Source organism: Myroides odoratus (genome assembly GCF_965118575.1).
GTDB classification, from domain to species: Bacteria; Bacteroidota; Bacteroidia; order Flavobacteriales; family Flavobacteriaceae; genus Flavobacterium; species Flavobacterium odoratum_B.
Genome location: NZ_CBCPHW010000020.1, coordinates 38548 through 63194, shown reverse-complemented (window position 1 = coordinate 63194; position 24647 = coordinate 38548). Strand labels below are relative to the sequence as shown.

At 35.1% G+C, this 24647-nt stretch carries 21 protein-coding genes; 4 read left to right on the top strand and 17 right to left on the bottom strand.

Annotated elements, in window-relative coordinates:
- On the top strand, window positions 1-682 hold a 682-nt coding region (locus tag ACMHJ2_RS15055; protein WP_413513694.1), incomplete at its 5' end, for a 2-phosphosulfolactate phosphatase.
- A 64-nt stretch (window positions 683-746) separates the two neighbouring features.
- Here ACMHJ2_RS15055 and ACMHJ2_RS15050 read toward each other — a convergent pair.
- Genes ACMHJ2_RS15050 through purH form a run of 7 tightly spaced genes read right to left on the bottom strand, consistent with a single transcriptional unit; the run spans window position 747 to window position 8329 of the window.
- Window positions 747-1211, bottom strand: coding sequence for a hypothetical protein (locus ACMHJ2_RS15050; RefSeq protein ID WP_413513693.1), 465 nt, complete (start codon window positions 1209-1211; stop codon window positions 747-749).
- Between the two features lie 39 nt (window positions 1212-1250).
- Window positions 1251-2504, bottom strand: coding sequence for a rod shape-determining protein RodA (rodA, locus tag ACMHJ2_RS15045; protein ID WP_413513692.1), 1254 nt, complete (start codon window positions 2502-2504; stop codon window positions 1251-1253).
- Window positions 2501-4366, bottom strand: coding sequence for a penicillin-binding protein 2 (gene mrdA / locus ACMHJ2_RS15040; RefSeq protein ID WP_413513691.1), 1866 nt, complete (start codon window positions 4364-4366; stop codon window positions 2501-2503). The genes rodA and mrdA overlap by 4 nt, the downstream gene beginning before the upstream one ends.
- Window positions 4363-4884 carry a rod shape-determining protein MreD gene (locus ACMHJ2_RS15035; protein ID WP_413513690.1) on the bottom strand — a complete coding sequence of 174 codons (522 nt, stop codon included), beginning with the start codon at window positions 4882-4884 and terminating at the stop codon, window positions 4363-4365. Before ACMHJ2_RS15035 ends, mrdA begins: the two co-directional genes overlap by 4 nt.
- A complete protein-coding gene (gene mreC / locus ACMHJ2_RS15030) occupies window positions 4877-5710 on the bottom strand; it encodes a rod shape-determining protein MreC (RefSeq protein ID WP_413513689.1) in 834 nt (277 codons plus the stop codon). Before mreC ends, ACMHJ2_RS15035 begins: the two co-directional genes overlap by 8 nt.
- 8 nt (window positions 5711-5718) lie before the next feature.
- Window positions 5719-6747: a rod shape-determining protein gene (locus ACMHJ2_RS15025; protein WP_413513688.1), complete on the bottom strand. Its 1029-nt coding sequence runs from the start codon at window positions 6745-6747 to the stop codon at window positions 5719-5721.
- A 55-nt stretch (window positions 6748-6802) separates the two neighbouring features.
- Complete coding sequence (gene purH, locus ACMHJ2_RS15020; protein ID WP_413513687.1) at window positions 6803-8329, bottom strand: bifunctional phosphoribosylaminoimidazolecarboxamide formyltransferase/IMP cyclohydrolase; 1527 nt, start codon at window positions 8327-8329, stop codon at window positions 6803-6805.
- A gap of 183 nt (window positions 8330-8512) precedes the next feature.
- Here purH and ACMHJ2_RS15015 point away from each other — a divergent pair, with 183 nt between their 5' ends.
- Complete coding sequence (locus ACMHJ2_RS15015) at window positions 8513-9763, top strand: ABC transporter permease (protein WP_413513686.1); 1251 nt, start codon at window positions 8513-8515, stop codon at window positions 9761-9763.
- Between the two features lie 58 nt (window positions 9764-9821).
- On the opposite strand, the gene accD is transcribed toward ACMHJ2_RS15015, so the two are convergent.
- The 3 genes from accD to ACMHJ2_RS15000 are packed head-to-tail and all read right to left on the bottom strand — an operon-like array spanning window position 9822 to window position 14364.
- Entirely contained in the window at window positions 9822-10679 is an 858-nt protein-coding gene (accD, locus tag ACMHJ2_RS15010) for an acetyl-CoA carboxylase, carboxyltransferase subunit beta (RefSeq protein WP_413513685.1), read from the bottom strand.
- Between the two features lie 45 nt (window positions 10680-10724).
- Window positions 10725-11792, bottom strand: coding sequence for a class II fructose-bisphosphate aldolase (fbaA, locus tag ACMHJ2_RS15005; protein WP_413513684.1), 1068 nt, complete (start codon window positions 11790-11792; stop codon window positions 10725-10727).
- 46 nt (window positions 11793-11838) lie between these two features.
- Entirely contained in the window at window positions 11839-14364 is a 2526-nt protein-coding gene (locus ACMHJ2_RS15000) for a BamA/TamA family outer membrane protein (protein WP_413513696.1), read from the bottom strand.
- A gap of 81 nt (window positions 14365-14445) precedes the next feature.
- Here ACMHJ2_RS15000 and ACMHJ2_RS14995 point away from each other — a divergent pair, with 81 nt between their 5' ends.
- Window positions 14446-15186, top strand: coding sequence for a TrmH family RNA methyltransferase (locus ACMHJ2_RS14995; RefSeq protein WP_413513683.1), 741 nt, complete (start codon window positions 14446-14448; stop codon window positions 15184-15186).
- Here the strand turns inward: ACMHJ2_RS14995 and ACMHJ2_RS14990 are convergent.
- From ACMHJ2_RS14990 to ACMHJ2_RS14960, 7 genes are all read right to left on the bottom strand, one after another.
- A complete protein-coding gene (locus ACMHJ2_RS14990) occupies window positions 15173-15973 on the bottom strand; it encodes a porin family protein (RefSeq protein WP_413513682.1) in 801 nt (266 codons plus the stop codon). The genes ACMHJ2_RS14995 and ACMHJ2_RS14990 overlap by 14 nt on opposite strands.
- A gap of 2 nt (window positions 15974-15975) precedes the next feature.
- Window positions 15976-16704, bottom strand: coding sequence for a bifunctional demethylmenaquinone methyltransferase/2-methoxy-6-polyprenyl-1,4-benzoquinol methylase UbiE (gene ubiE / locus ACMHJ2_RS14985; protein WP_413513681.1), 729 nt, complete (start codon window positions 16702-16704; stop codon window positions 15976-15978).
- A 110-nt stretch (window positions 16705-16814) separates the two neighbouring features.
- A complete protein-coding gene (locus ACMHJ2_RS14980) occupies window positions 16815-17381 on the bottom strand; it encodes a GNAT family N-acetyltransferase (RefSeq protein WP_413513680.1) in 567 nt (188 codons plus the stop codon).
- A 55-nt stretch (window positions 17382-17436) separates the two neighbouring features.
- A complete protein-coding gene (locus ACMHJ2_RS14975) occupies window positions 17437-18882 on the bottom strand; it encodes an alanine/glycine:cation symporter family protein (protein ID WP_413513679.1) in 1446 nt (481 codons plus the stop codon).
- Window positions 18883-19267: 385 nt separating this feature from the next.
- Complete coding sequence (locus tag ACMHJ2_RS14970) at window positions 19268-19795, bottom strand: inorganic diphosphatase (RefSeq protein WP_413513678.1); 528 nt, start codon at window positions 19793-19795, stop codon at window positions 19268-19270.
- An 88-nt stretch (window positions 19796-19883) separates the two neighbouring features.
- Window positions 19884-22376, bottom strand: a complete 2493-nt coding sequence (locus ACMHJ2_RS14965) for a DUF5686 family protein (protein ID WP_413513677.1) — start codon at window positions 22374-22376, stop codon at window positions 19884-19886.
- Between the two features lie 89 nt (window positions 22377-22465).
- A complete protein-coding gene (locus tag ACMHJ2_RS14960; RefSeq protein WP_413513676.1) occupies window positions 22466-23443 on the bottom strand; it encodes a pyruvate dehydrogenase complex E1 component subunit beta in 978 nt (325 codons plus the stop codon).
- A 331-nt stretch (window positions 23444-23774) separates the two neighbouring features.
- Here ACMHJ2_RS14960 and ACMHJ2_RS14955 point away from each other — a divergent pair, with 331 nt between their 5' ends.
- Entirely contained in the window at window positions 23775-24149 is a 375-nt protein-coding gene (locus ACMHJ2_RS14955) for a hypothetical protein (protein WP_413513675.1), read from the top strand.
- The last annotated feature ends 498 nt before the right edge of the window (window positions 24150-24647 follow it).

Here is a 24647-nt window from a genome sequence, read left to right as displayed (position 1 = left end):
ATTAAGAGGCCTGGAGGAATTGGCTCCTATTTCGGAGGTCATTATTATTGTTGATGTACTTTCTTTTTCCACCTGTGTAGATATCGCAACACAACGAGGTGCAATTATCTTTCCTTATCGATGGAAGGATGAATCGGCGATAACGTATGCCCAAGGATTAGGAGCTGAATTGGCAGATTTTAAACGGAAATTTACCGAAGGATTTTCTCTTTCACCGACTTCCTTATGTACGATTGATAAGGGAACAAGATTGGTATTGCCTTCACCTAATGGAGCAACGCTTAGTTTAGCAACCGCTGATACGCTGACGCTTTGTGGAAGTTTGAGGAATGCCAAAGCAGTCGCAACTTATGCACAAAAACAGGGCAACAAAATTTCGATTATACCTGCTGGTGAACAATGGCCCGATGGATCATTACGTGTGGCTTTAGAAGATATGATAGGTGCAGGAGCGATTATTTCCTATTTAAAAGGAAAATTATCTCCAGAAAGCAAAGCCTGTTTGCGTGTCTTTGAGGATGCGAAAGAAACACTGTTAGCGGATATAAAAAAATGCAGTTCGGGTAAGGAATTAATTTACAGAGGATTTGAAAAGGATGTGGTTATAGCCTGCGAATTGAATAGAAGTACAAATGTACCTGTTTTAGAAAATTTGAGCTATAAAGGCGTTGTTGAAAGGTAAAATGAACAGGTGTACCATCAACCGTTAACAAAAAAGCGAAACCTTTTGGTTTCGCTTTTCTATATTACTTTGTTAGCGTATTGTATTTGTATTCTTCCGCTTTTATTTCAAATTCTAAATTAGCAATCTGTGTTTGATATTTATGCAATTTAGTTTTGATTTTTAATTCTTGTACAGGTGCTATTTTACCTAAGGCAATATCGCGATTGAATTCGTCGTTTTCCTTGTTGTATTTCGCTTTTGTCTTGTTTAATGTAGTTGTGGCTTTTTGAATTTTTTTCTGCGTTCTAGCAATCTCTTTTTGCTTTTTTTCTTCAGCCTTTCTTTCTCGTTCAATTTCTTTTTGCTCTTGTTTAAAAGCTTTTAGTTCAGCTTCTGTCATAGTAGAAGCTTCTGCTACTGTTACATCGACAACTTCAATAGTAGCAGGTTCTGATGGCATTGCAGGTGTTTGTGTTTCCTTCTCTTGCGCTTGAATTGCAGTTGAAGCAACTAGGAATAATCCCGTGATTAAAAATGTTTTTTTCATTTCCTTTTTCTTTATTTAATTTTATTTTTGTGTATAGGCTTACCATTCATTAATTCTATTGGCATCCAATTTAAGAAAGATGAATAGAAGTAAAGTGAAAGCGATTAAACTCGATCCACCATAAGAAAAGAAAGGAAGAGGAACTCCAATAGTAGGAAAAAGACCTACGAGCATGGTAATGTTAAATGCGAAGTGAATGAATAAGAAACTCACAACGCAATATCCATACACTCTATTGAAGGGTTTTTTCTGTTTTTCTGCTAAGTAAAGCAACCTAAAAAACAGACAGAGGAACAAAACGATAATCGTCGTTGAACCAACAAATCCCCATTCTTCTCCGACGGTGGTAAAAATATAATCCGTATGTTGTTCAGGAACAAAACCTCCTTTGGTTTGGGTTCCTTGTAAATAGCCAGTTCCATACCAACCACCTGAACCAATGGCTATTTTGGATTGATTTAGATTATATCCTTCCGCTTGAAGATTGACATCTTCTCCGAGTAAAACGTTAATTCTATCCTTTTGATGGGCTTCAAGAACGTTGTCATACACGTAATCAACCGATAAAACGAAGCCGCACATTACGGTGGCTAAAATGAGATAAATAAAGGGGTTTCTATTTATGTTTTTATTAAAATAGTAGTGTAATAGTGTTACTAATGCAATCGAAGTGATGATTAAAGACGGTTTTACGATTAGTGCCGCAACAAATAACGCAATCGTAATAAAAGCAGACCACAGGTACCACGAAGGTAATCCCTCTCGAAATAAAACGAAGATCAAGCAAGCAAATAACATGGCACTTCCTGTGTCGTGTTTTAAAATAAGTAGGGTAGGTATACCAATGATAAGAAATACGGATATTTGCTCTTTAAGCGTCTTTAAAGTACCTTGATTGTCTGAGAAATACTTGGCTAGAAGTAAGCCGGTGGTTATTTTGACAAATTCAGAAGGTTGCACACCTAATCCGCCAATCTGATACCAGTTGGTTTGCCCTTTTACCGATTTACCAAAAACAAATAAGCCAAGGATGGAGAGGATGCCTAAAATATAAAAAATTAAAGCATACTTTTCGTAAAACTTAGTATCTAGGGCAAGTACGACTATGATTAAAGGAATACAGGTTAGAATAAAAATAAGCTGTCTACCGTATATCTGACTAAAGTCAAACATATTGGCATCTTCACTTGGTAAAGAGGTAGAGTAAATATTAATCCATCCTGCAGTAACAAGTAAAAGATAGAGCAGAATGCTTATCCAATCTATATTTTTTTGTACGCTTCCACTTCTCATTGCTTTTTCGACTTATCGGCTAAATTGTATAATTGTAACACTTTATTGTATTCGCTTTCTAAACTTCCTTCTATCATTCGTTTCTCTAAATCCGTGCGGACAATTTCAGGAAGTAAATATTTCTGAAGCATTAAACTCGTAATAGGTGCCGCCCATCGAGCGCCCCAAACCCCATTTTCAATAAATACGGCGATTACAATTTTTGGATCATCTACTGGAGCGAATGCAACGAAAACAGAGTGATCTGCCAATTGATATCGCTTGCCATTAATACGCGTAAAGTTTTCTACAGTTCCTGTTTTCCCAGCCATTTCTAGTCCGGGAACAGCAACACTTCGGCCAGTTCCAATATGAAATACCTCATTCATACCTTGAATAATAGGAGCAAAGTACTTAGGATCAATTGTCGTTTGTTGCTTAGTAACAAATTTTTTGTCAATCGCGTGATTTTCGATGTTTTTTATGATATGAGGGGTGTAATAGTATCCTCTATTCGCTACCGCTGCTGCCATATTGGCTAATTGCATAGGTGTCATAATAACCTCTCCTTGGCCAATTGAATTAGAAATTGTCGTTGTACTTTTCCATCCTTTGTTTGGATACCAACGATCATAATATTCTGAATTGGGAATATGTCCTTTTCGGCCTTCTGGAAGATCATAACCCAAGAATTGACCTAAGCCAAAACTTTCTAAGTGTTTACTCCATCTGTCAAGCCCTTCAGAAGGGGTTTTGTATTTTTCTATAATTTTTTTGTAAGTCTGTGCAAAGTAGGTATTGCAAGATAAAGCAATTGCATGTTTCAAGCTCCATGTTCCCGAATCGTGACATCCCATCCAAGCGCCGCGACCATAATAAAACCCTCGATTACAGCTAAAGGCCGTTTGTTCGGTAATTACACCTTCTTGTAAACCGATCAATCCAGTTAATATTTTAAAAGGTGAACCTGGCGAATATTCGCCAGATAATACGCGATTGTATAGCGGTTTGGCTAAGGAATCATTGTATAATTGGGTGTAGTTCTTGGATCGTTCTCTTCCAACTAGTAAAGATGGATCATACGAAGGGGCATTGATAAGGGCTAGAATTTCACCCGTTTTAGGCTCAATAGCTACAATTCCCCCACGTTTGTTTTGCATGAGAAGCTCTCCATACGCTTGCAGTTCGTGATCAATGGTTAGGGTAATATCACTTCCTTTGATGGAAATGGTATCATAAACTCCCTCTTTAAAAGAACCAATTTCGCGATTAAAACGATCACGTTGAATGTATTTTACACCTTTGGTTCCGCGAAGTATGTCTTCATATTGTTGCTCAACGCCTTGAATACCAATTAAATCTCCTGATTTATAATAAGGATTATGCTTGATGTTATCTTCATTAACTTGACGGATATAGCCAAAAACATTCGCTCCAGAAGCGACTTGATAATCTCTTAAGGAACGTTTTTGTACATAAAAACCGTTGAAATGACGAATTTTTTCCTGAAAAGCAGCATACTCAGACTTACTCAATTGAGCTAAGAACACAGAAGGGAGTCGTGGGCTATAAACCGTTGCTTTCTGTAGTTTTGTATTAAACTCATCTAACGTTACGTCTAGTAGCTTACACAAGGCTAAAGTGTCAATATCTTTCACCTCTCGTGGAATGACCATAATATCGTACGAGGGTTGATTGGCAACTAATAATTTTTTATTTCGATCAAAAATATAGCCACGTTCTGGGTATTCATATACAATTTTCAGCGCGTTATTTTCTGATTTTTTGATATAGGTATCATCTACGACTTGTAAATAAAAAAGTCGAATAAGAATAGTAATAGCTACTGCAACTATGAAAATAGGGAGTAATAACTTTCTCATCTTTTAGATGGTTTAATCAAGTATAAAATTAAAATACAGCTAATTAAAGTAGCCAGTGTCGTTAGTAAAGTTCGCAATAAGATTTCGAGAATAAAATTAAAGCGCAAAAACTCTAGTAAAAATAAAACAACGTGATGAATGACTACTGTAATAATTAAGTATCCCATTACTTCCATCGAAGAAAATAAATCCTTGGTTACTTTTTTATAGATATTGAGGTTGTGATATTGGTAACTAATACCAAATGAAAATTTAAGCACAAAAGGTCTACTAAAAGCAAGAACAAGCGAGGCAGCAGCATGAATTCCTCCTGAGTTTTCAAACATGTCTATGGTAAGACCTAAGAGAAAACTAGAAAGATAGAATAGAGACTTGTTACCATCGGTTGGATATAAGATGATAAAAAGAATATACGGAAAAGGATTTATGAAGGATAATAAATCCAGGTTGTTAAATATTAATACTTGCGCGAGTAATAAAATACCAAAGCGAGTTATATTTGAGATAGCACTATTCATCGCGTGTTGCTTCTTCTAGTTCGTTAATTTCTTGCAGGTCTTTATTTTTAATGACATACACATAACCCAAGTTAGTCATATCATTAAAAAGTCTGACTTCGATGGTAAAATAGTTGGAGCTTTCCGTTGTAAAAGCTTTTTCAATTGTACCAATAGGAATGTTTTCAGGAAAAATATCCGAAATCCCTCCAGTAACGATGGTGTCTCCTTTGAAAAGTTCCGCTAGACGTGGAATGTCATTGAGCTGAACATATCCTGTACTTTTACCATCCCATTGTAGCGTTCCAAAGTGATTAGAGCCTTTTATTTTGGCATTGATTTTAGACTTTGCATTTAAAATACTTTGTACCGTAGAATATTTATGAGAGGATTTTTGGATAATTCCTACAATTCCATTGCTATTGATTACTCCTAAATCTTTTGTAATACCTTCTCGTGTTCCTCCTTTGATCGTTAAATAGTTTTCTTTTGTGTTGAATTCGTTTTTAATGACCTTGGCCACAATGACGTTGTATATTTCTTCCGGATTGGTGAGAATTGGCAATTCGACAGGTATAGAATCTGTGGCAACAAAACGATTAAAAGCTTGTTTTTTCAATAGAGCATTTTCCAGAACAAGTGCATCATTTTCAGTTTTTAGATGCATGTATTCCTTCAGGTTATTTACATTTTCATAGACGTAACCCGTCACACCATTTGCGGAGCTAATAAAAGAACTTTGGTGAAAAGTATGCGTTCGTAGTACTAGGACAAATGATATAACTAAAAGCAGCAAAAACAGTAACTTAGTACTGTTTTTTATAAAGAAATTAATTATTTGCTGCATAGGTTAGTTTATTTTATCAATACACTTTTGTATTTCTCAAGGTTTTTAATAACAAGGCCTGTTCCGCGAACAACTGCGCGAAGCGGATCCTCAGCAATATATACAGGTAAATCTGTTTTTTGTGAGATACGCTTATCCAGTCCTCTTAACATAGATCCTCCACCAGCAAGGTAAATCCCCGTGTTATAGATATCTGCAGCTAGTTCTGGAGGCGTTTGAGAAAGCGTTTCCATTACTGCGTCTTCTATGCGTTGTATTGATTTGTCTAAGGCTTTCGCTATTTCGCGGTAAGATACCGTAACTTGTTTTGGTTTTCCTGTCAACAAGTCACGACCTTGAACCAGCATATCATCCGGCGGTGTTTCTAAATCTTCTGTAGCAGCTCCTGTTTGAATTTTAATTTTTTCTGCTGTACTTTCTCCAACAAATAAGTTGTGTTGCGTACGCATATAATAAATAATATCGTTGGTGAATACATCACCCGCAATTTTTACTGATTTATCACAGACAATACCGCCAAGAGCAATAACCGCAATTTCAGTTGTTCCTCCTCCGATATCTACAATCATGTTTCCTTTAGGTTGCATGATATCTACACCAATACCAATGGCCGCAGACATAGGTTCATGTATTAGATAAACCTCTTTACCATTTACACGCTCACAAGATTCTTTTACCGCACGCATTTCTACTTCAGTAATACCTGAAGGAATGCATACAACCATACGTAAAGCTGGGGTAAACATTTTTTTTCTAAGTGCAGGAATGCTTTTGATAAAGAGGCTTATCATCTTTTCAGATGCGTCAAAATCAGCAATAACTCCGTCTTTTAAAGGGCGTATTGTTTTGATATTACCATGCGTCTTCCCTTGCATCAAACTCGCTTCTTTTCCAACAGCTATAATCTTTCCCGTTGTCCTATCTCTAGCAACGATTGATGGGTTGTCAACGACAACTTTCCCATCGTGAATGATAAGGGTATTCGCAGTTCCTAAGTCAATTGCGACATCTTCCGTCATGAAATCAAAAAATCCCATATATATAAAAGGCTTTTAGAGTTAATATTTATTGTTGTTCCACAAAATTAATAAATTAATGTTTAAAATGGCGAATTCCAGTGAAAACCATTGCCATTTTATTTTCATCACAATAGGTGATGCTTAAATCGTCTTTAATAGACCCTCCAGGTTGAATTACAGCGGTGATTCCAGCATTGTTTGCAATTTCCACACAATCAGGGAAAGGGAAAAATGCATCGCTAGCCATAACAGCTCCTTGTAAGTTGAATCCAAATGCATTTGCTTTGTCAATGGCTTGACGCAAAGCATCTACTCTAGAAGTTTGTCCAGTTCCAGAAGCAAAAAGTTGACCTTCTTTTACAAAAACAATCGTATTGGATTTGGTGTGCTTGCAGATTTTGGAAGCAAAAAGTAAATCATCAACCTCTTTTTCAGAAGGGGCTACTTTGGTAACGGTTGTTAAGTGATCTTTATTGTCAGTAACCTGATCTTTTTCCTGAACTAAAATTCCATTTAAACAAGTGCGAACGTGTTTCTTAGGTAATTCAATTTCATTTAAGATTAAGATAATTCTATTTTTCTTTTCTTTTAAAATCTCAAGGGCTGCTTCCTCATACGATGGAGCAATAACAACTTCGCAGAATAATTTGTTGATTTCCTCTGCGGTAGCTACATCAATCTTGCCATTCGCAATTAAAACACCACCAAAAGCAGAAGTAGGATCTCCAGCTAAAGCATCCAAATACGCTTCTTTCATCGTGTTTCTTTGCGCAACACCACAAGCGTTATTGTGTTTTAAGATGGCAAATGTAGGTAGTTCTCCTTTAAACTCATTCATTAAGTTTACTGCCGCATCTACATCTAGTAAGTTGTTATAAGATAATTCTTTGCCGTTTAATTTTTTGAATAACTGATCAAAATTTCCAAAGAAAGATCCCTTTTGATGTGGGTTTTCTCCATAGCGCAATTCAATCCCTTCCGCATGACTGATTTTTAATGTGTCATCTGCTTCGTTGAAATAATTGAAAATAGCTCCGTCATAATGAGAAGAAACATGGAATGCTTTAGTGGCTAATAAACGTCTTTGCGCTAAAGTTGTTGATCCATTCGTTTCAAGTAACATTTGTAAGAATAAATCATATTCGTTTACAGAAGGAACAATAATGGTGTCCTGGAAATTTTTGGCAGCTGCGCGGATTAATGAAATTCCACCAATATCAATTTTTTCAATGATATCCGCTTCACTAGCATCGGAAGCAACTGTTTTTTCAAAAGGATACAAATCAACAATCACTAAATCAATTTGAGGAATCTCAAATTCCTTCATTTGTTGAATGTCGCCTTCGTGATTTTGTCTATTTAAAATCCCACCGAATATTTTTGGATGTAATGTTTTTACTCTGCCTCCTAGAATTGAAGGATAAGAAGTGATGTCTTCAACAGGAACAACTGGAATACCTAAATCTTTGATAAAAGTTTCTGTACCACCTGTAGAATAAATAGTTACTTCGTTTTTGTGTAGTTCACGTACAATTGGTTCTAATCCATCTTTGCTGAAAACAGAAATTAAGGCCGATTGAATCTTTTTAGTTGTGTTCATTGTGTGTTATTAATTAAGGGGCAAAAATAACTAATGTATAGGTATTTATAAAGTTAATAGAGAAGTTTTTATTTTAAATTTAAGATGAGTAAATTGTCTTGATTTTTTAGGACAAAAAGAAAAGGGAGCTGTAACTTTTTGCATCTTTGTCTACTAATTAGATAAGTCGTTGAATTTGTTGCTATGATAGTATATTTTAGGCTTTTACTCAGCAGTTTTCAGTTTGCATTAAATGCATTGAAAACAAATAAATTAAGAACACTCTTGTCTCTTTTAGGAGTAACCGTTGGAATTTTTTCAATTATTGCTGTTTTAGCAGCGGTGGATTCAATGGATCGTACGATAAAATCTGAATTAAGCGGGTTTGATCGCAATATGATTTACGTTTTTAACCATTCTTTTGGTCCATCAGAAATTCCCAAATGGAAAATTGACCAGTTCCCAAATGTTACCTACGAAGAGTATGAGTATTTAAAGAGAAATCTCAGTGGCGTAGAGTATGCTACCTTTAATTTCTTTGTTCGATCGGAGAATATCAAAGCAGAGAACAAGTATGCCAATGGGGTGAGTATTAATCCTTGCGGTTCAGATATGCAGTATTTGGATAATGCAAAATTAAAGAATGGCCGTTTTTTTAATGAATCAGAAGCAGTAAATGGCAATGCCGTTATTGTTATCGGAAATGAGATTGCCAATACGCTCTTTCCTGGGCTAGATCCTTTGGGGAAAAATGTTCGATTGTATGGAAGGAAATTTGTAGTTATTGGTGTTTTGGAAAAGCAAGGAGCCATTTCTATAGGGAATAGCCATGATGAAACAGCCTATATTCCCGTTAATTTATTTAGACAAATGTTTGGGGATAATATTAAGGCATATACACCTGTTATTATTTTAAAACCTAATCAAACGGTAGATATTAAAAATTTTGAAGACGATATTACAACCAAATTACGCGCGTATCGCGGCTTGAAAGTAGGAGAGGACACCAATTTTTTCGTCAATGTTTTTGGAGGAGTCATGGAGTTTTTAGATAATATCATCGGACAAATGAATCTAGTGGGATGGATTATCAGTATGTTTTCCCTTTTAGTAGGTGGATTTGGAATAGCGAATATTATGTTTGTGTCTGTGAAAGAACGCACACATCTAATTGGTATTCAAAAAGCGATTGGAGCCAAGCGAAACATAATTCTATTACAATTCCTCTTTGAGTCTATTATCTTAGCTTTAATAGGGGGATTAGTTGGCGTTTTATTGGTGTGGACCATTGCAAAAGGCGTAAGTATCTTATTGGATTTTGAGTTTGTTTTGAGTTTTATTAATATACTAATTGGTCTGGGTTTGTCTGTTTTAATCGGCTTGATTTCTGGCTATTTACCAGCGCGTTCAGCGGCTAAATTAGATCCCGTAGAGGCGATTCGTTCAGGCATCTAAATATAAGATAAACAAAAAAGCCGCTGTTTAGCGGCTTTTTTGTTTATCTGAAATTAGATTAGTGTCTAATTGGGCGATTTAAAACTAAATCAAGGTATAAATTTACATTTTTCTTCAATTCTTTTCTGTGTGTAATGAAGTCTAGGAAACCATGTTCTAATAAAAATTCAGAAGTTTGGAATCCTTCAGGTAAGTCTTTTCCAGTTGTATCTTTTACAATACGTGGACCTGCAAAACCAATCAATGCACCAGGTTCAGCAATATTAATATCACCTAACATAGCAAAAGAAGCTGAAATACCTCCAGTGGTTGGATCTGTACAAAGAGAAATATAAGGAATCTTAGCATCACTTAATTGAGCTAATTTAGCCGAGGTTTTTGCCATTTGCATCAAAGAAAAACCAGCTTCCATCATACGTGCACCTCCAGATTTAGAAATCATTAGAAATGGGATTTTGTGTTTGATTGAATAATCAATTCCTCTTGCAATTTTTTCACCTACTACAGATCCCATAGATCCACCAATAAAAGCAAAATCCATCGCTGCAATAACTAATTTCTCCCCTTTTGAACTACCAACAGCTACGCGAACAGCATCATTTAATTGTGTTTTTGAAGTAGCTTCTTTTAAACGATCCACATATTTTTTTGTATCTTCAAATTTCAACATATCTTTTGAAGATAAACTTTTAGCTATTTCTTTGTAATCGCCATTATCAAAAAGAATTTCAAAATATTCTTTACTGCCAATTCGAACATGGTAACCATCTTCAGGACTTACCCAAAGATTTTTCTCTAATTCTTCAGAGTCTATAATTTTACCCGTTGGAGATTTATACCATAAACCTTTTGGTATATCTTTTTTGTCCTCAGTTGGTGTTTGAATTCCTTTTTCTTTTCTTTTAAACCAAGCCATAAATGTCTGTTTTGTTTATACTGTATTAATAGGTTGCTACAAGAATTACAACGTATTTACATTGTTTAAGTCTTTAAATGCCTCTTCTAAACGAGTATTGAAAGTAACTTCTCCTTGTCTTACCCATGTACGAGGGTCGTAGTACTTTTTATTCGGTACATCCGCGCCTTCAGGGTTGCCTATTTGTGTTTTTAAATATTCAATTTTTGAAGTCATATAATCTCTTATTCCTTCTGTGTAAGCAAATTGAAGGTCCGTATCGATATTCATTTTAATTACACCATAAGAAATGGCTTCTCTAATTTCTTCTAGTGATGAACCTGAACCACCGTGGAATACAAAATCAACCGGATTATTTCCTAAATTGAATTTTTTAGCCACGTATTCTTGAGAGTTCTTTAAGATGATAGGCGTAAGCTTTACGTTTCCAGGTTTGTATACCCCGTGAACGTTTCCAAAAGCCGCTGCAATAGTAAAGCGAGGACTAATTTTACTTAATTCCTCATACGCATAAGCTACTTCATCTGGTTGGGTATATAATTTTGAAGAATCAACATCAGAGTTATCAACTCCATCTTCTTCTCCACCTGTAATTCCTAATTCAATCTCTAAAGTCATACCCATCTTATCCATTCTTTCTAGGTATTTTTTAGAAATCTCAATATTTTCTTTGATTGGTTCTTCTGATAAATCAATCATATGTGAACTAAATAGCGGTTTGCCATAGTTAGCCATATGTTCTTCACTTGCATCCAATAAACCATCAATCCAAGGGAGTAATTTTTTTGCGCAGTGATCCGTATGTAAAATAACCGGCACACCATAGGCTTCTGCTAGTGTATGTACATGTTTCGCTCCAGCAATTGCTCCTACAATAGCAGATTTTTGGTTTTCATTCGATAAACCTTTTCCTGCCATGAAAGAGGCACCGCCATTCGAAAACTGAATAATAACAGGTGCATTGAGTTTTGCCGCTGTTTCCAATACCCCATTGATTGTACTAGAACTAGTCACGTTAACAGCTGGTAAAGCAAAACCTTTCTCTTTTGCATAATTGAATATTTCTTGCACTTGATCTCCAAATGCTACTCCAGGTTTAATATTGTGTGCCATAGTCGTGTGTTTATTTATTTGGACAAAAATACTAATTATTATTTGATTAGAATGGATAATTAATTCCAACATTTAAGACAGACTCTTTAATGCTAAATTCTCCAAACCATTTGCGTTTCGAGTAAATAGAAGGGTCGTAGGTTTTGAATCCCATATCTAAACGGAATACAAAGAAACTAAAATCATAGCGAATTCCAAAGCCTGAACTCACTGCTAAATCTTTGAATGAGCTTACCCCATTAAAGGTATAATTCCTATCCTCCACATTGTCAAATACATTCCAAATATTACTTGCATCAACAAATAATGCACCATTCCATTTTCCGCTGATATTAAAACGATATTCTGTACTAAAGAAAAGTTTCATATTCGCTTCATTGAAATCATTCTTACCTCCACTTTTCCCAGGACCTAAGCGGTAGGACTGCCAACCTCTGTTGTCATTGGATCCTCCTGAAAAATAGCTTCGAGAAAAAGGAATAGAGTTGGCATTGCCATACGGAACAGCAAGTCCCCCGAATAAACGGATGGCCACTACCTGCTGGCGTCCTATATCCCAATATTTTACAAAATCTAACTCAGTTTTAACGTATTGCGAATATTCTACATCAAATAAAGTGTTTTTACCCGTATGCCCTTCTTTATCACTTACGCGATCCATAATTACATCCAGTAAACCACCCGCAGCCTCTACTTTTGCTCGAACGGTGTAAAAACTATGGTCATTAATTCCCGTTCGAGAGGAAGAATTAAAGGTGATATTCGAAGCTAAAATCAAGTTGTTTTCCGAAAGTCTAACTTTGCGCTCTTCAATACTGCGAATTTCATTAAAATCTTCAGTTGAAATCCCTAAAGGATTATTGGAAGCCAAAGCATCATTGATAAATTGATTGGCTCCTTCACTTTGTATGCTTAAATCCCCATTGGCATCTAAATAATTTTCAGGGACCTCATAGTTTTTTGAAATTTGATTCAAGGTAGTATACGAGGACTTGTAAACGCTGAAATAATTATTGGGATTCGTGTTTCTAACATATTGAATATTGGCAACATCCACACTAAATGAATTCGTTCGCGAAGGGTACCAACTGTAGTTAATAATTCCTGTAAAGTTGTCTTTATCTAAACCAATGTTGCGTTGTCTTGCAAAACCAAAACTCATGGCTGTGGTAGGTAACATGGTTTTTGGAATAATCTTATTAGAGGCAAAAGGAAATAAGAAACGTGGAAACGTCAATTTAATATCCGCACCATATTCCGTCACATTGAAAAATACATCGTTGGGATTACTCATTTGCCTAGAAGAACCGATAGTTCCTCGAAGGCCAAATTCTAAAATTTCCGCTCCTCGAAAAACATTTCGAAAAAGCAGCCCCATACTTCCGCCGATACCAAAATCTTGAATATTGGAATGCGTGACATCCAACGAAGGATTAAACGTCATTTTTTTACGAGAAGTTAAGTAAATATTGCTAATCAAGGTCTTGCCTTCTGGATCATTGGGATCTTCTACATATTCAATAACAGGATAATTAAAAATGCGCAAGTTACTGATAGAGCGAGAAGTGAGGATACGTCTTGCATCACTAAAGGTACTTTCCGGAGTGATAAATATAGCATCCGTTAACGCTTTAGGCTTATATTGTAATTTGGTAGAACTGTAAATAGTAAAACCATTGTGCTGGATACTATCTAAAACATACGCCTTGTTTTTAGAAACATTATCCGTAAAGATATTTACTTTGCTAATTTGATATATTTTAAAAGGTACTTGGGATAAAGTATCTCCCGATTTTACCGTCTGTTGATCGACAATTAATAAGACATTGGCTTTGTTTTTGCTATCTAAAATAGTGTCAACTTCATAGCGAATGTTTATTTCTTGGAAGTGATAAGCCCCATTATTTCTAAATACCGAAGTAATACGCTTGCGTTCATCCTCAAAGTTACTGACATTAAATACAGTATTTTCTTTGAGGGTACTTTTTTGTTTATTTGCTTCGTATAATGTTTTCAAAGCAGGGGTAGAGATCAAATAGGAAATATGGTCTATTAAATACGGATTTCCTGTAGTTACGGTATACGCATTTGTCATCTTTTGAGGACCTATACTCGTGGTTTGATTTGTGACTTTAGTATCAAAGTACCCTTTGTTGAAATAATAGTTTTTTAATCGGATTAACGATTTTTCCGTTTTTACACTATCGTATAATACCGGAGGTTCTCCCGTTTTGATTAAAAAATTATTGAAACCGGCAATGACAAAAGAGTGCCCTAAGCGGTTCACCTGTTTGCGGGACAGTAATCCTTCTAAAGTTCGATCGGTTTTAGGGTGTTTCGTTAACCAAGCGTGGTAATTTGAATCCGCATTTTGTCGGGCTAAATTGTATAAATTCAAACGAAGACGCGAACCAATTACTGGAAATTTGCTATTGGGTTGTTGGTATAATTGATTGTAAAGTTCCTCTTTAGAGGTTTTTTTTTCATTAATGATAATGGTGTTTTCCATTAATAACGAGTCCTCCTCTGCCACGTTTTTCGTTAAGGAACACGAAAAAAAACATGTAGAGATTCCAAGAATAAATACTATTTTTGATAAAAATTTGCCCAATTTTATTACATCGATAAATACAGATCAAAAATACACCTTTTTATGGTTACCAAAAACCAAATTAAACGAATTAAAAGCCTTCATCAAAAAAAATATCGAAAAGAGTACCAAATGTTCATTGCAGAAGGACTTAAAGTGATTCATGAATTGCTGCAATCTTCTTTTGTTTTAGAGCATATATACGTAACAAAAGAAATGGATTTTGGTGTACCTGAGCATCAACTAACCGTTGTGTCTGAAGAGGATTTAAAGAAAATGAGCGCTTTGACAACGACACCAAATTGTTTGGCGGTATTTCATTGTTTAGAAAATCAAACCGTTGATTTTTCAGATTGGGTAGTGGCTTTAGATGATATTCGCGATCCAGGTAATTTAGGAACGATTATTCGCCTGTGTGATTGGTTTGGAATTAGACATATTTTATGCTCCACAGAAACCGTGGATTTATATAACCCAAAAGTTATTCAAGCAACGATGGGGTCTGTTTCACGTGTTAATCTAGTATATGCAGAACTGCAAGCGGTGTTAGCTACAGTCGAAGCACCCGTTTATGGCACTTTTTTAGGGGGAGATAATATTTATGAAATGAAAGCTGTGCAGCCTGGAGTTATCGTTATGGGAAATGAAGCCAATGGTATTTCTGCTGAAATAGAGCAACTCGTTTCTCGAAAAATAACCATACCGCGCTTTGGCAACTTGCAACAAACAGAAAGTTTGAATGTTGCAATGGCTACCTCTATTGTTTTAAGTGAATTCCGAAGAAGTGTTTTTAATGAACAGTAAAGTTTAAGAAGAATCCTCTTGTTTTCATTGAGCTAATGTGTCCAGTCCAAGGACTATCTGGATCTCTATCTCGGATTAATTCATCGTTTAAGCCAAATACACCCCGTATAGATGGACTGAATTTGAAGTATTCGAAATAGATATCAATACCTACACCCAACTCGTAATTGGTGGTCCATTGTTTCGCTCTCCAAACCCCTTCATAGTTATCATCATCTGATTTGTGATTGCTGCTTAAATTTAAATCAGCAGAAAAACCACCCACTACATAAGGGCGAATATTACCCGTTCTCATAGCGGAGAATTTTAATAATAAAGGAAGGTGAATTAAGGTTGAACTAATTGATTTATTACTTGAATTTGTCAATTCCTGCATTGAAGGAAGAGATTCAATCGGTTTATTCTTGATGTAATAATCCATGACTAAAGCACGAGGGAATTTTAAATCTCGTTTGGCATAGACTAATCCAGGTTCAAAACGCAAATCTAAATACTCCGTCAGACGCAAGTTTCCAACAAGTCCAACTGTAAAACCTACATTCGTAGTGACTTGTATTTCTGTATTGTCATTCCCGTATTCTTGTGAAAGGCTTTTTAGCTTGTTATAATATTCTTTGTCGTATTCAAAGTGAGAATTCAAAAAACTGGTACCAATATAATACCCATAATGAACGCGTTGTTTGTCCCAATCGGATTTATTGAGAATTGGGGTTTTTCCAAAAATCCACTGTGCAGATACATTTGCAGAGGTGAATAGAATTACAAGTAAAATAAACAGTTTTTTCATAACTACTTTGAAGCAGAATATATGGTTGCTATACCCATCGTTTGCGGACGGTGTTTTACAGTATTAAACCCAACTTTCATTAAAATATTGTTCAATTCTTGCCCAAAAGGAAAGTTTTTGGCAGAATCAGATAAATATTTATAAGCATCTTGATCTTTTGAAAACAATTTACCCATGAAAGGCATTATGTTTTTGGTGTAAAAGAAGTATCCTTGCTTAAATGGAAATTTAGTTGGAACTGAGGTTTCTAAGATAATAAAAATTCCATTAGGTTTTAATACTCTTAAAATTTCTGTTAAACCTTTTTCTAAATTTTCAAAATTTCGGATACCAAAACCAACCGTAATTGCGTCAAAACTGTTGTCTTCAAAGGGAAGGTTCTCTGAATCGCCTTGAATCATGTTAATGCGATTTTCTAGGTTTAAAGCTTTTATTTTCTTTTTACCTACTTCTAACATACCCGCAGACAAGTCTAAACCGGTGATTTTTTGAGCATTTGTCTTCGATAAAAGAATTGCCATATCACCTGTTCCTGTTGCAATATCCAAAATTGTGCTTGGATTTGTTTCTGAAACTAAGTGTAAAACTTTTTTTCTCCAACCTTGATCCGTCCCTAATGAAATCATTCGATTCAAGTTGTCATAATTGCCTGAAATTGTATCGAACATTTGCTCTACTTGTTGTTTTTTTCCAAGTTGAGAATCTTTATAGGGCGTGATATTTTTACTCATTGTTAGTATTTTTAGGCAAATATATAGAATCTCTAGCAAAAAGTGGGTTTCAATTCAGGAATAAAGAAAGGTAATAAAAAAGGAAACAGCAATTGCTGTTTCCTTTTTTATTAGAAAGTGATATACATGTGATAGTATGTTCCACCAACAAATTCAATTTGCTTGCCTTGAACAAATCCCAATCGAGTATACAATTTCAAAGCATCAGGATTTTCTAAATCCACGATTAAACCCACCTGTTTATAGTGTTGTGCTTTGGCAAATTCTATCGCTGTTTTTAGCAAATGACTACCGACTCCTTTTCCTTGGGCTAAAGGAGATACTGCTACAGTGTCTAGATAATACTCATTGCCTTCTGTTTCAGGTTCTGGTACCCTATCGTTGTTGTATTGCTTTTTCATCAATTCGAGCACAGGTTCTCTCAACTTAAAAAAGTCATCTCCGTTATAACCTGTGATAGATCCCACAATGTTATCTTCTTCATCTAGAGCAACAAATGTATGCTGATAGCTATATAAATTATCAGGTTGTTTGAACAGGATAGTAAGGAAATTAATGGCTTCTTCAATATCTTCTTTTTGAATAAAACTAAATACGATGTCTTCCATCGCTTGTAACATTAATTCGGGTACAACATCAAAATCTTCTTTTTGTGCGGGTCTGATCGTATAATGCATGACTTTGTTTTTTTAAAATTCACACAAAGTTAGGAAAGAGTTTGGATGTGCTCAACTAACTTCTTCTTTCTTTTAGAAGTCTTTGCCAAATTGTACTAGCGTTTTTAATATTTAGTTTTTGAGGATCAAAAATAGGATTGATTCCTTGTTTGAGTTGTGCCATATAATCATGGAGTGCAATAATAGCAGGTTTGTGTAAGAGAAGAATAACAATAAAGTTAATCCAAGCCATGAGTCCTACACCAATATCTCCAATTCCCCAGGCTAAAGAAGATTTATTAATTGAAGCGTAGAATACAGTTACAAGTAGAGTTAGACGCATGGTCCAGCGAAGTATTAGTTTCGGCTTAGAAGTTAAATAATTAAAATTGGATTCTGCAATGAATACATAAGCCATAAGAGTTGTAAAGGCAAAAAAGGTTAAAGCGATGGCTATAAATTGACTGGCAAATAAAGGGAAATGAACACCAATGGCTTTAACGGTATAAGCAGACCCTGGTTCAACGCCAGGAATATTTTGGATTATATAGTGACCCGCTTCATCCACTACATTATACTGATGAGTAAATAGAATCATGAGCGCTGTTGCAGTGCAAACGAATAACGTATCAATATAAACGGAAAAAGCCTGTACTAAGCCTTGTTTAACAGGGTGTGAAGTTTCTGAGGCAGCAGCAGCATGAGGAGCGGTTCCTTGTCCAGCTTCATTGGAATAAATACCTCGTTTAACGCCCCAAGCAATAGCTGCTCCAAAAATTCCACTAAAAGTGGCTTCTAGGTTGAAAGCAGATCGGAAGATTAAAGCAAATATAGAAGGGATTTCTTTGGCATTGATAGCAATAATAATGACAGCCATAATGATATAGACCGTGGCCATAAAAGGAACGACAATTTGAGCAATTCTACCAATTTTTTTGGTTCCTCCAAAAACAGTAAGACTTAATAAAACACAAATAGCAAGTCCAGTGATCCAGGGGGGCACAGCAAAGGCATCTTTTATACTGATTGCAATGCTATTTCCTTGTATACTTGGTAAAAAAAGCGTGCAACTAATAATTGTTAATCCAGCAAAAAACAAAGCCAGTTTTTTGTTGTTCAATCCCTTTTCTATATAAAAGGCTGGTCCTCCACAATAGTGTCCATTCTTTTCTTCTTTGTAAATCTGGGCTAAGGTGGATTCAACAAAGGCTGAGGCACTGCCCAAAAAAGCAATCATCCACATCCAAAAGATGGCGCCAGGACCACCATAAGCAATCGCAGTGGCTACCCCAACAATATTACCCACGCCAACTCGACCCGCAATCGCAATGCTAAAAGCCTGAAAGGGACTAACACCTTTTTCAGAAGAGCCTTCTGTAAAAAGAAGTTTGATCATTTCTCTAACATACCGTATTTGTACAAATCTGGTTTTGATGGTGAAGAACAATCCCGCTGATAAACATAAGAGGATAAAAACATTTGACCAAAGTACACTATTGATGATTTTTATAACCTGTTCCATGTAAAGTAATTTAGATTGAAAATAGTGATTTTAAATCAAATAGGCTATTATTTTGTTATTCTTATATGTAAAATAAGTTTTTTATTTATAAAGTGAAGGTTAAAGGGTGTTTTTTTGCTAATACTATTTTTGTAGATCAAGTGTCTAAGTAAGGGACGACACCACAATCTAACTACGGATGTCAACCCGTAGGGATATAGAATCGAATTCTAGATTTGCGTCCTAATAATTCCCTACCTGTAGGACTAACCTTGAAGTACGAAAAGTCGCTTTCAACAGGTTCATTTACTAACTTAATACCAGATCTAAAGGGGGGAGGTTGTTTGAAGAAATAGAAAAAGCTACCTCTTTAGAGATAGCTTTTATATATACTTGGATAAGTAACTTAGTAACGAATGCTGAATAAACCTTCTGCTTTGTTTTCTAAATTATCAAAACGGTCTTTACATTCTTGAATCATTTTGATAGCAGCTGCTTTATCTCCAAAACCATTTGTAGTCACTTTCTTATTTTCTAAGTCTTTATAAACTTGGAAGAAATGCTCTACTTCTTTTTTGAAGTGCTCATTCACATCATTGATGTCAGTTAATTTATTCATTAATGGATCAGAAACTGGAACACAAAGAATTTTTTCATCTTGTCCTTTATCGTCAGCCATATAGAAAATTCCAACTGGTTTTACTTCAACCACCATTCCTGGAAGAGAAGGTTCTGTAAATAATACTAATACATCAAGTGGATCTCCATCTAAAGCTAAAGTTTCTGGAATAAAACCATAGTCTGCTGGGTATCTCATGTTTGAGTAAAGTAAACGATCAAATCTCAATCGCTTTAAATCGAAATCATATTCGTATTTATTTCTGCTACCTGCTGGGATTTCAACAAAGGCATCAAAAGTTTCGAATGTACTCATATTCATTTATTTTTTAGAATCAAAAAACTTAATAATGGGTGCAAAAATACTTCAATTCGTACGGTTTACCAAGTTTTATTCCTAACTATTAGAAATAAATTCCAAAAGAACCTCGAATTGCAAATCTTCTCGCATCAGGCATATCCATATAATTTCCTCTCCAACTTAGGTCGAGTCTAAAAACCTTAAAGATATTGCCAATACCTACATAGTATTCATAATAAAAATCCTCCGGTGCTTTGTATACTAATTGAGAGGCATTCAGATCAATATTTTCTTGTGAAATCTTACCATAAATTCCTCGAATACCGACGATTTCTCTTAGGTTAAGGTCTCTAAACCAGGGAATTCTCGAAAGTAATCGGCCACCAAAATTGTGTTCTAAGTGGATAGAAGCATACTCATTGGTTACAAACTCATAATAGTTTAAGTTGGCAAATGTATTTTCAATATTGAACCAGGATTGGTTACCTGGCACAACACTAAGTAGTCCTAAAGGAACTTCACCAAAGGTTTTGCCTGCCTCAAAGGTAGTTGTAAAGGTTCCGAAACCACCTAATAAAATAGGTTTTCTCGCGTACAATTGCAATTTGTCATATTGAAAATTACTGTCGAATGCACCTTTAAAACCATGGCTATATCGAAGGTATAATTTTAAATATTTTTGATCAATTTCTTTTCGATCTACTCCATAACCAATCGTTCGTTTACCAGGCGTATAATCAATAGCCATTTCTACTTCGGATTGTTTGGTTTCATTCGAGATAATCGTATGTTCTTTATCTACGTAATAATCCAGATTAAAGACTTCGGATGCGGGTTTTAAGGTGCGATAACTAAAAGTTGTAAGTAAGCGCAAGTTCTTAACAGGCTCCAATTCTAGACCAATTGTAGATAGATTAATATCCGTAAGTTTTGAATTGTCTCCACTGGCAAATAAAGAACTCGAGGCAAAACTTCGACCTAAAACATCGTTCGTCTCTGTTAAGCTTACGCCAATTTGTTCTACATCTCGACGATTTCCCCCATAGAGAATGAAACGAGAGGGGCTATGCAGTAATACTTTTCCGCTAATCCCATACTTGAATTTATTGTCTTTAAAGCCATAAGCCCCGTAACCTTCCAATCTCCACTTGTCATTCGGACCAAAATAGGTACGTCCTCCGGCACGGAGACGCATACCTTCAATATCGTTATAACCAAAACTGGAGAATATAGGACCGTAGTCAAATTTGTATTTAGGTATATTGTAGTAATTACTTGCGATGGTTGAGGTAAGATCAAACAAGAACCTAAATTTAGGGACTGTTTTTAGGGTATCTAACATCTTGTAAATTCCATATTCGTCTTTGCTCAGCGGCTCAAAGCGATAACTCTGCCAAAAGTCGTCCGATTTAGCATAGATGGATTCATCGTATTCATTTACATTTTTTTTGTAGAACTCATCTGGGTGTTTGATATTAAACTCGTGATTCCTGTAGACCGTAGTTCGCTTGCCATAAATACCTTTCGAATCTTCTTTTTTAGAAAGCGCAAAATCAGACATAAAATGGTCTCTGGTCAATAAGAAAACAGAATCGTTTAGAACATCAAATTCCTGTTCAATATAAATTTCTTTAACCCAGTTGATGTTGGCATCCCGACTGGCTTCCATGTTGATTTTCTTAATAGCAAAAGTGGAGTCATTCACCCAAAAGTCTCCTTTAAACGTAAGCTCTCCTTTTCTACGAGGATAATACACAATATTATAACACCATTTGTTATCAATAAAAGCACTATCTGCTAGGACATAGTTGTATACGTTAATTCCAGTTCGAGAGAGAGGACTGACAAAATCTTTGTCAAAAATCTTGATGTAATTGTTGTAGATATTGTATTCAGCATATAAATCTTTTACAAATTCAATGATATGTTGATTGGTATCAAAACCTGAATTTTTGTTTCCAAGTGTTTTTTCTATTTTTTTATTGTCAATATTATCACCGTACACTTGGCCGATATTTTCATTGATGAAAATAGGAAGATACGTTTTTCCCGTAATTCTATTGGTATCAACTTGATCAAAGATAAATTCCATACCCTTGAAGAGTTTCTTCTTGCGATAGGTACTGTCTATGGAGTTTAAATCAAATTCAATTTTTTCGTATTTGTCAAATTCATATTGACTAAACATATACAACCCATTTTTTCGTTTTCGTTCCCATATTTTTCGCAAAATATCGAGCGCTGGATTGTTCTTTTTAGATGTTTTTCCTGTAAAAATACGCACCTCTTCCAGCATATTATCTTCTTCTAAAACAATGCTTAAATCCAGGTTACTACGGGGTTTTAAGGGAATGTAAGCCGTTTTATATCCCACAAAAGAAACAACTAAAGTATCGTAGTTATTTTCAGTTTCCAAATAAAACTTTCCAAGCTCATTCGCAATTACCCCTTGGGTAGAATTCTTGAAATAGACACTAGCATAGGCTACATCTAATTGATTCGTGTCTTTAATCTTACCACTTACCTTTGTTTGTGCAAAGCCTTGCAAACTAGCTAATAAAAGAAAGGTTAGGTAAAATAATATCTTTTTTTTCATAGTCAATATAGGAGTAAACTAAAAAACTCCATCCTATTAAAATAAGATGGAGTAATTCAAATATACAATATTTTTTTACTTAAAAAAGTTTATCTGTATAGTACTTTTTTTACTGCATTGATTACATCCGTTGCATTTGGCAACCATTGTTCTAATAATACAGGTGAATAAGGCGCAGGTGTATCTGCAGTAGTAATTCTTTGAATAGGTGCATCTAAATGATCAAAGGCTTGTTCTTGAACTAAATAGGTGATTTCTGAAGAGACACTACCAAAAGGCCAAGCTTCTTCTAGAATTACTAAACGATTGGTTTTCTTTACTGAAGTAAGAATCGCTTCTTGATCTAAAGGACGTACTGTTCTTAAATCGATTACTTCACAAGAAATACCTTCTTTTTCTAATTGTTCAGCTGCTATAAGCGCTTCTTTGATGATTTTACCAAAAGAAACAACGGTTACGTCTTTTCCTTCTTTTTTGATTTCAGCAACCCCTAATGGAATCGTGTATTCTCCGTCAGGAACTTCACCTTTATCTCCATACATCTGTTCAGATTCCATGAAAATTACAGGGTCATTATCGCGAATAGCTGCTTTTAATAAACCTTTCGCGTCATAAGGATTAGAAGGAACAACTACTTTTAAACCAGGTACATTGGCAAACCAGTTTTCAAAAGCTTGAGAGTGTGTTGCACCTAATTGACCAGCTGAAGCAGTTGGTCCACGAAATACAATAGGAATATTGAATTGACCCCCTGACATTTGACGCATTTTTGCTGCGTTATTTATAATTTGGTCGATTCCTACTAAAGAGAAGTTGAAGGTCATGAATTCAACAATTGGGCGGTTTCCATTCATAGCAGAACCAACAGCAATTCCTGAAAAACCAAGTTCTGCAATTGGTGCGTCAATTACGCGTTTAGGACCAAATTCGTCCAACATACCTTTTGAAGCTTTATATGCACCATTATATTCCGCTACTTCTTCTCCAATTAGATATATCGTTTCATCGCGACGCATCTCTTCGCTCATAGCTTCACATATGGCCTCTCTAAATTGAATCGTTCTCATAAGTTCTTAATTTTCCGTAAAATTATTCAATACCAGCAAAAGTATGAAAAAATATGATTCCCTCACTTATGTTATATTCTGTTTTGTTTTTTTTAACGGATTGTAAAGAACATTCATTTAGCGGTTGTACCTGGTTTAGGTTTTTTTTTGTGAATTGTATGTTTTTAGTGGAAATCTCTATAGAGTTGCGTTGATGTATTGTGGATTAATTATCCTTTTTTGTGTAGAATAATTACACAATGCGATGTTTTTTTACTGATTTAAGTAAAAAATTTGTACATACTGAGAATAGTTGTTTTATTTGTTTTGTAATAATTAAAAAAAGTTGAGTATGTTAAGAAAAGCAAAGCTGGCACTTGTATGTGCAATCGTATCTATGGGGATTTATTCATGTAGTAGCGATGATAGTTCATCGGATTCAAAACAAGGAGCCTATGAAATTGTAGCTAAAACATCGGACAATGCAGTATTGAACAATATTGTTGTTGTTGAAGGAGGTACTACAGAAACAATAGCAGACTTAGGTAAAAAAGAATGGTCTAAATCATTCAATGGCAAACAAGTGGTTGTAGTTTCAGTTACGGGTGAAACAATTGATCATGAAGATAAAACGGGCGTTTTAACGCTAGAAATTATTCAAGATGGTAAGGTAATTAAAACCTCAAAAGCGAACGGGAATATACTAGTAGCTAGTATTTCAATGTAAATAATTACTTTTTGTTAGACTTGATTTAGCTAAAATACAGTTCAATCAAGTAAATGAAAAGCCCTGAAAGAGTCTTGCTTTTTCAGGGCTTTTTTGTGTTTGGTAAAGAAGTTCTTCAACAATTCTTCAACAATCGCCCATGTTTTATAGGCTTAAAGACTTATTTGTTGAAGGAATGTTGACTATATCTTGAAGAAACCTCAAAAGAATACCAATCAAAGCAGGAGAGGAAGGAAAGGGGATTGCGGACTAGATTGAACAAGAAAATAAATTTTAAGGGTATTTTTTTGCATTTAGTGGATGGATATATCAGAGTTTTTTTTTGTGAATTACGAAGAAATGGAGGAAGATACAAATTAGTAACTTTTTAGTTTTTTGTCTTTTATTTCGAAGAATGACTATTTCAAGCTCGAAATCCTAATAAACCTATTTAATAATTACTTGATTTACCCTATTTTATTTTGTTAACATACATCATTTTAGTATGCTTGCATAGTA

What these genes read in the sequence shown, in the direction of transcription:
- ACMHJ2_RS15050 (WP_413513693.1), bottom strand. Translation starts at nt 1,211, where the DNA reads ATGAAAAAAACATTTTTAATCACGGGATTATTCCTAGTTGCTTCAACT.
- rodA (WP_413513692.1), bottom strand. Translation starts at nt 2,504, where the DNA reads ATGAGAAGTGGAAGCGTACAAAAAAATATAGATTGGATAAGCATTCTG.
- mrdA (WP_413513691.1), bottom strand. Translation starts at nt 4,366, where the DNA reads ATGAGAAAGTTATTACTCCCTATTTTCATAGTTGCAGTAGCTATTACT.
- ACMHJ2_RS15035 (WP_413513690.1), bottom strand. Translation starts at nt 4,884, where the DNA reads ATGAATAGTGCTATCTCAAATATAACTCGCTTTGGTATTTTATTACTC.
- mreC (WP_413513689.1), bottom strand. Translation starts at nt 5,710, where the DNA reads ATGCAGCAAATAATTAATTTCTTTATAAAAAACAGTACTAAGTTACTG.
- ACMHJ2_RS15025 (WP_413513688.1), bottom strand. Translation starts at nt 6,747, where the DNA reads ATGGGATTTTTTGATTTCATGACGGAAGATGTCGCAATTGACTTAGGA.
- purH (WP_413513687.1), bottom strand. Translation starts at nt 8,329, where the DNA reads ATGAACACAACTAAAAAGATTCAATCGGCCTTAATTTCTGTTTTCAGC.
- ACMHJ2_RS15015 (WP_413513686.1), top strand. Translation starts at nt 8,513, where the DNA reads ATGATAGTATATTTTAGGCTTTTACTCAGCAGTTTTCAGTTTGCATTA.
- accD (WP_413513685.1), bottom strand. Translation starts at nt 10,679, where the DNA reads ATGGCTTGGTTTAAAAGAAAAGAAAAAGGAATTCAAACACCAACTGAG.
- fbaA (WP_413513684.1), bottom strand. Translation starts at nt 11,792, where the DNA reads ATGGCACACAATATTAAACCTGGAGTAGCATTTGGAGATCAAGTGCAA.
- ACMHJ2_RS14995 (WP_413513683.1), top strand. Translation starts at nt 14,446, where the DNA reads ATGGTTACCAAAAACCAAATTAAACGAATTAAAAGCCTTCATCAAAAA.
- ACMHJ2_RS14990 (WP_413513682.1), bottom strand. Translation starts at nt 15,973, where the DNA reads ATGAAAAAACTGTTTATTTTACTTGTAATTCTATTCACCTCTGCAAAT.
- ubiE (WP_413513681.1), bottom strand. Translation starts at nt 16,704, where the DNA reads ATGAGTAAAAATATCACGCCCTATAAAGATTCTCAACTTGGAAAAAAA.
- ACMHJ2_RS14980 (WP_413513680.1), bottom strand. Translation starts at nt 17,381, where the DNA reads ATGCATTATACGATCAGACCCGCACAAAAAGAAGATTTTGATGTTGTA.
- ACMHJ2_RS14975 (WP_413513679.1), bottom strand. Translation starts at nt 18,882, where the DNA reads ATGGAACAGGTTATAAAAATCATCAATAGTGTACTTTGGTCAAATGTT.
- ACMHJ2_RS14970 (WP_413513678.1), bottom strand. Translation starts at nt 19,795, where the DNA reads ATGAGTACATTCGAAACTTTTGATGCCTTTGTTGAAATCCCAGCAGGT.
- ACMHJ2_RS14965 (WP_413513677.1), bottom strand. Translation starts at nt 22,376, where the DNA reads ATGAAAAAAAAGATATTATTTTACCTAACCTTTCTTTTATTAGCTAGT.
- ACMHJ2_RS14960 (WP_413513676.1), bottom strand. Translation starts at nt 23,443, where the DNA reads ATGAGAACGATTCAATTTAGAGAGGCCATATGTGAAGCTATGAGCGAA.
- ACMHJ2_RS14955 (WP_413513675.1), top strand. Translation starts at nt 23,775, where the DNA reads ATGTTAAGAAAAGCAAAGCTGGCACTTGTATGTGCAATCGTATCTATG.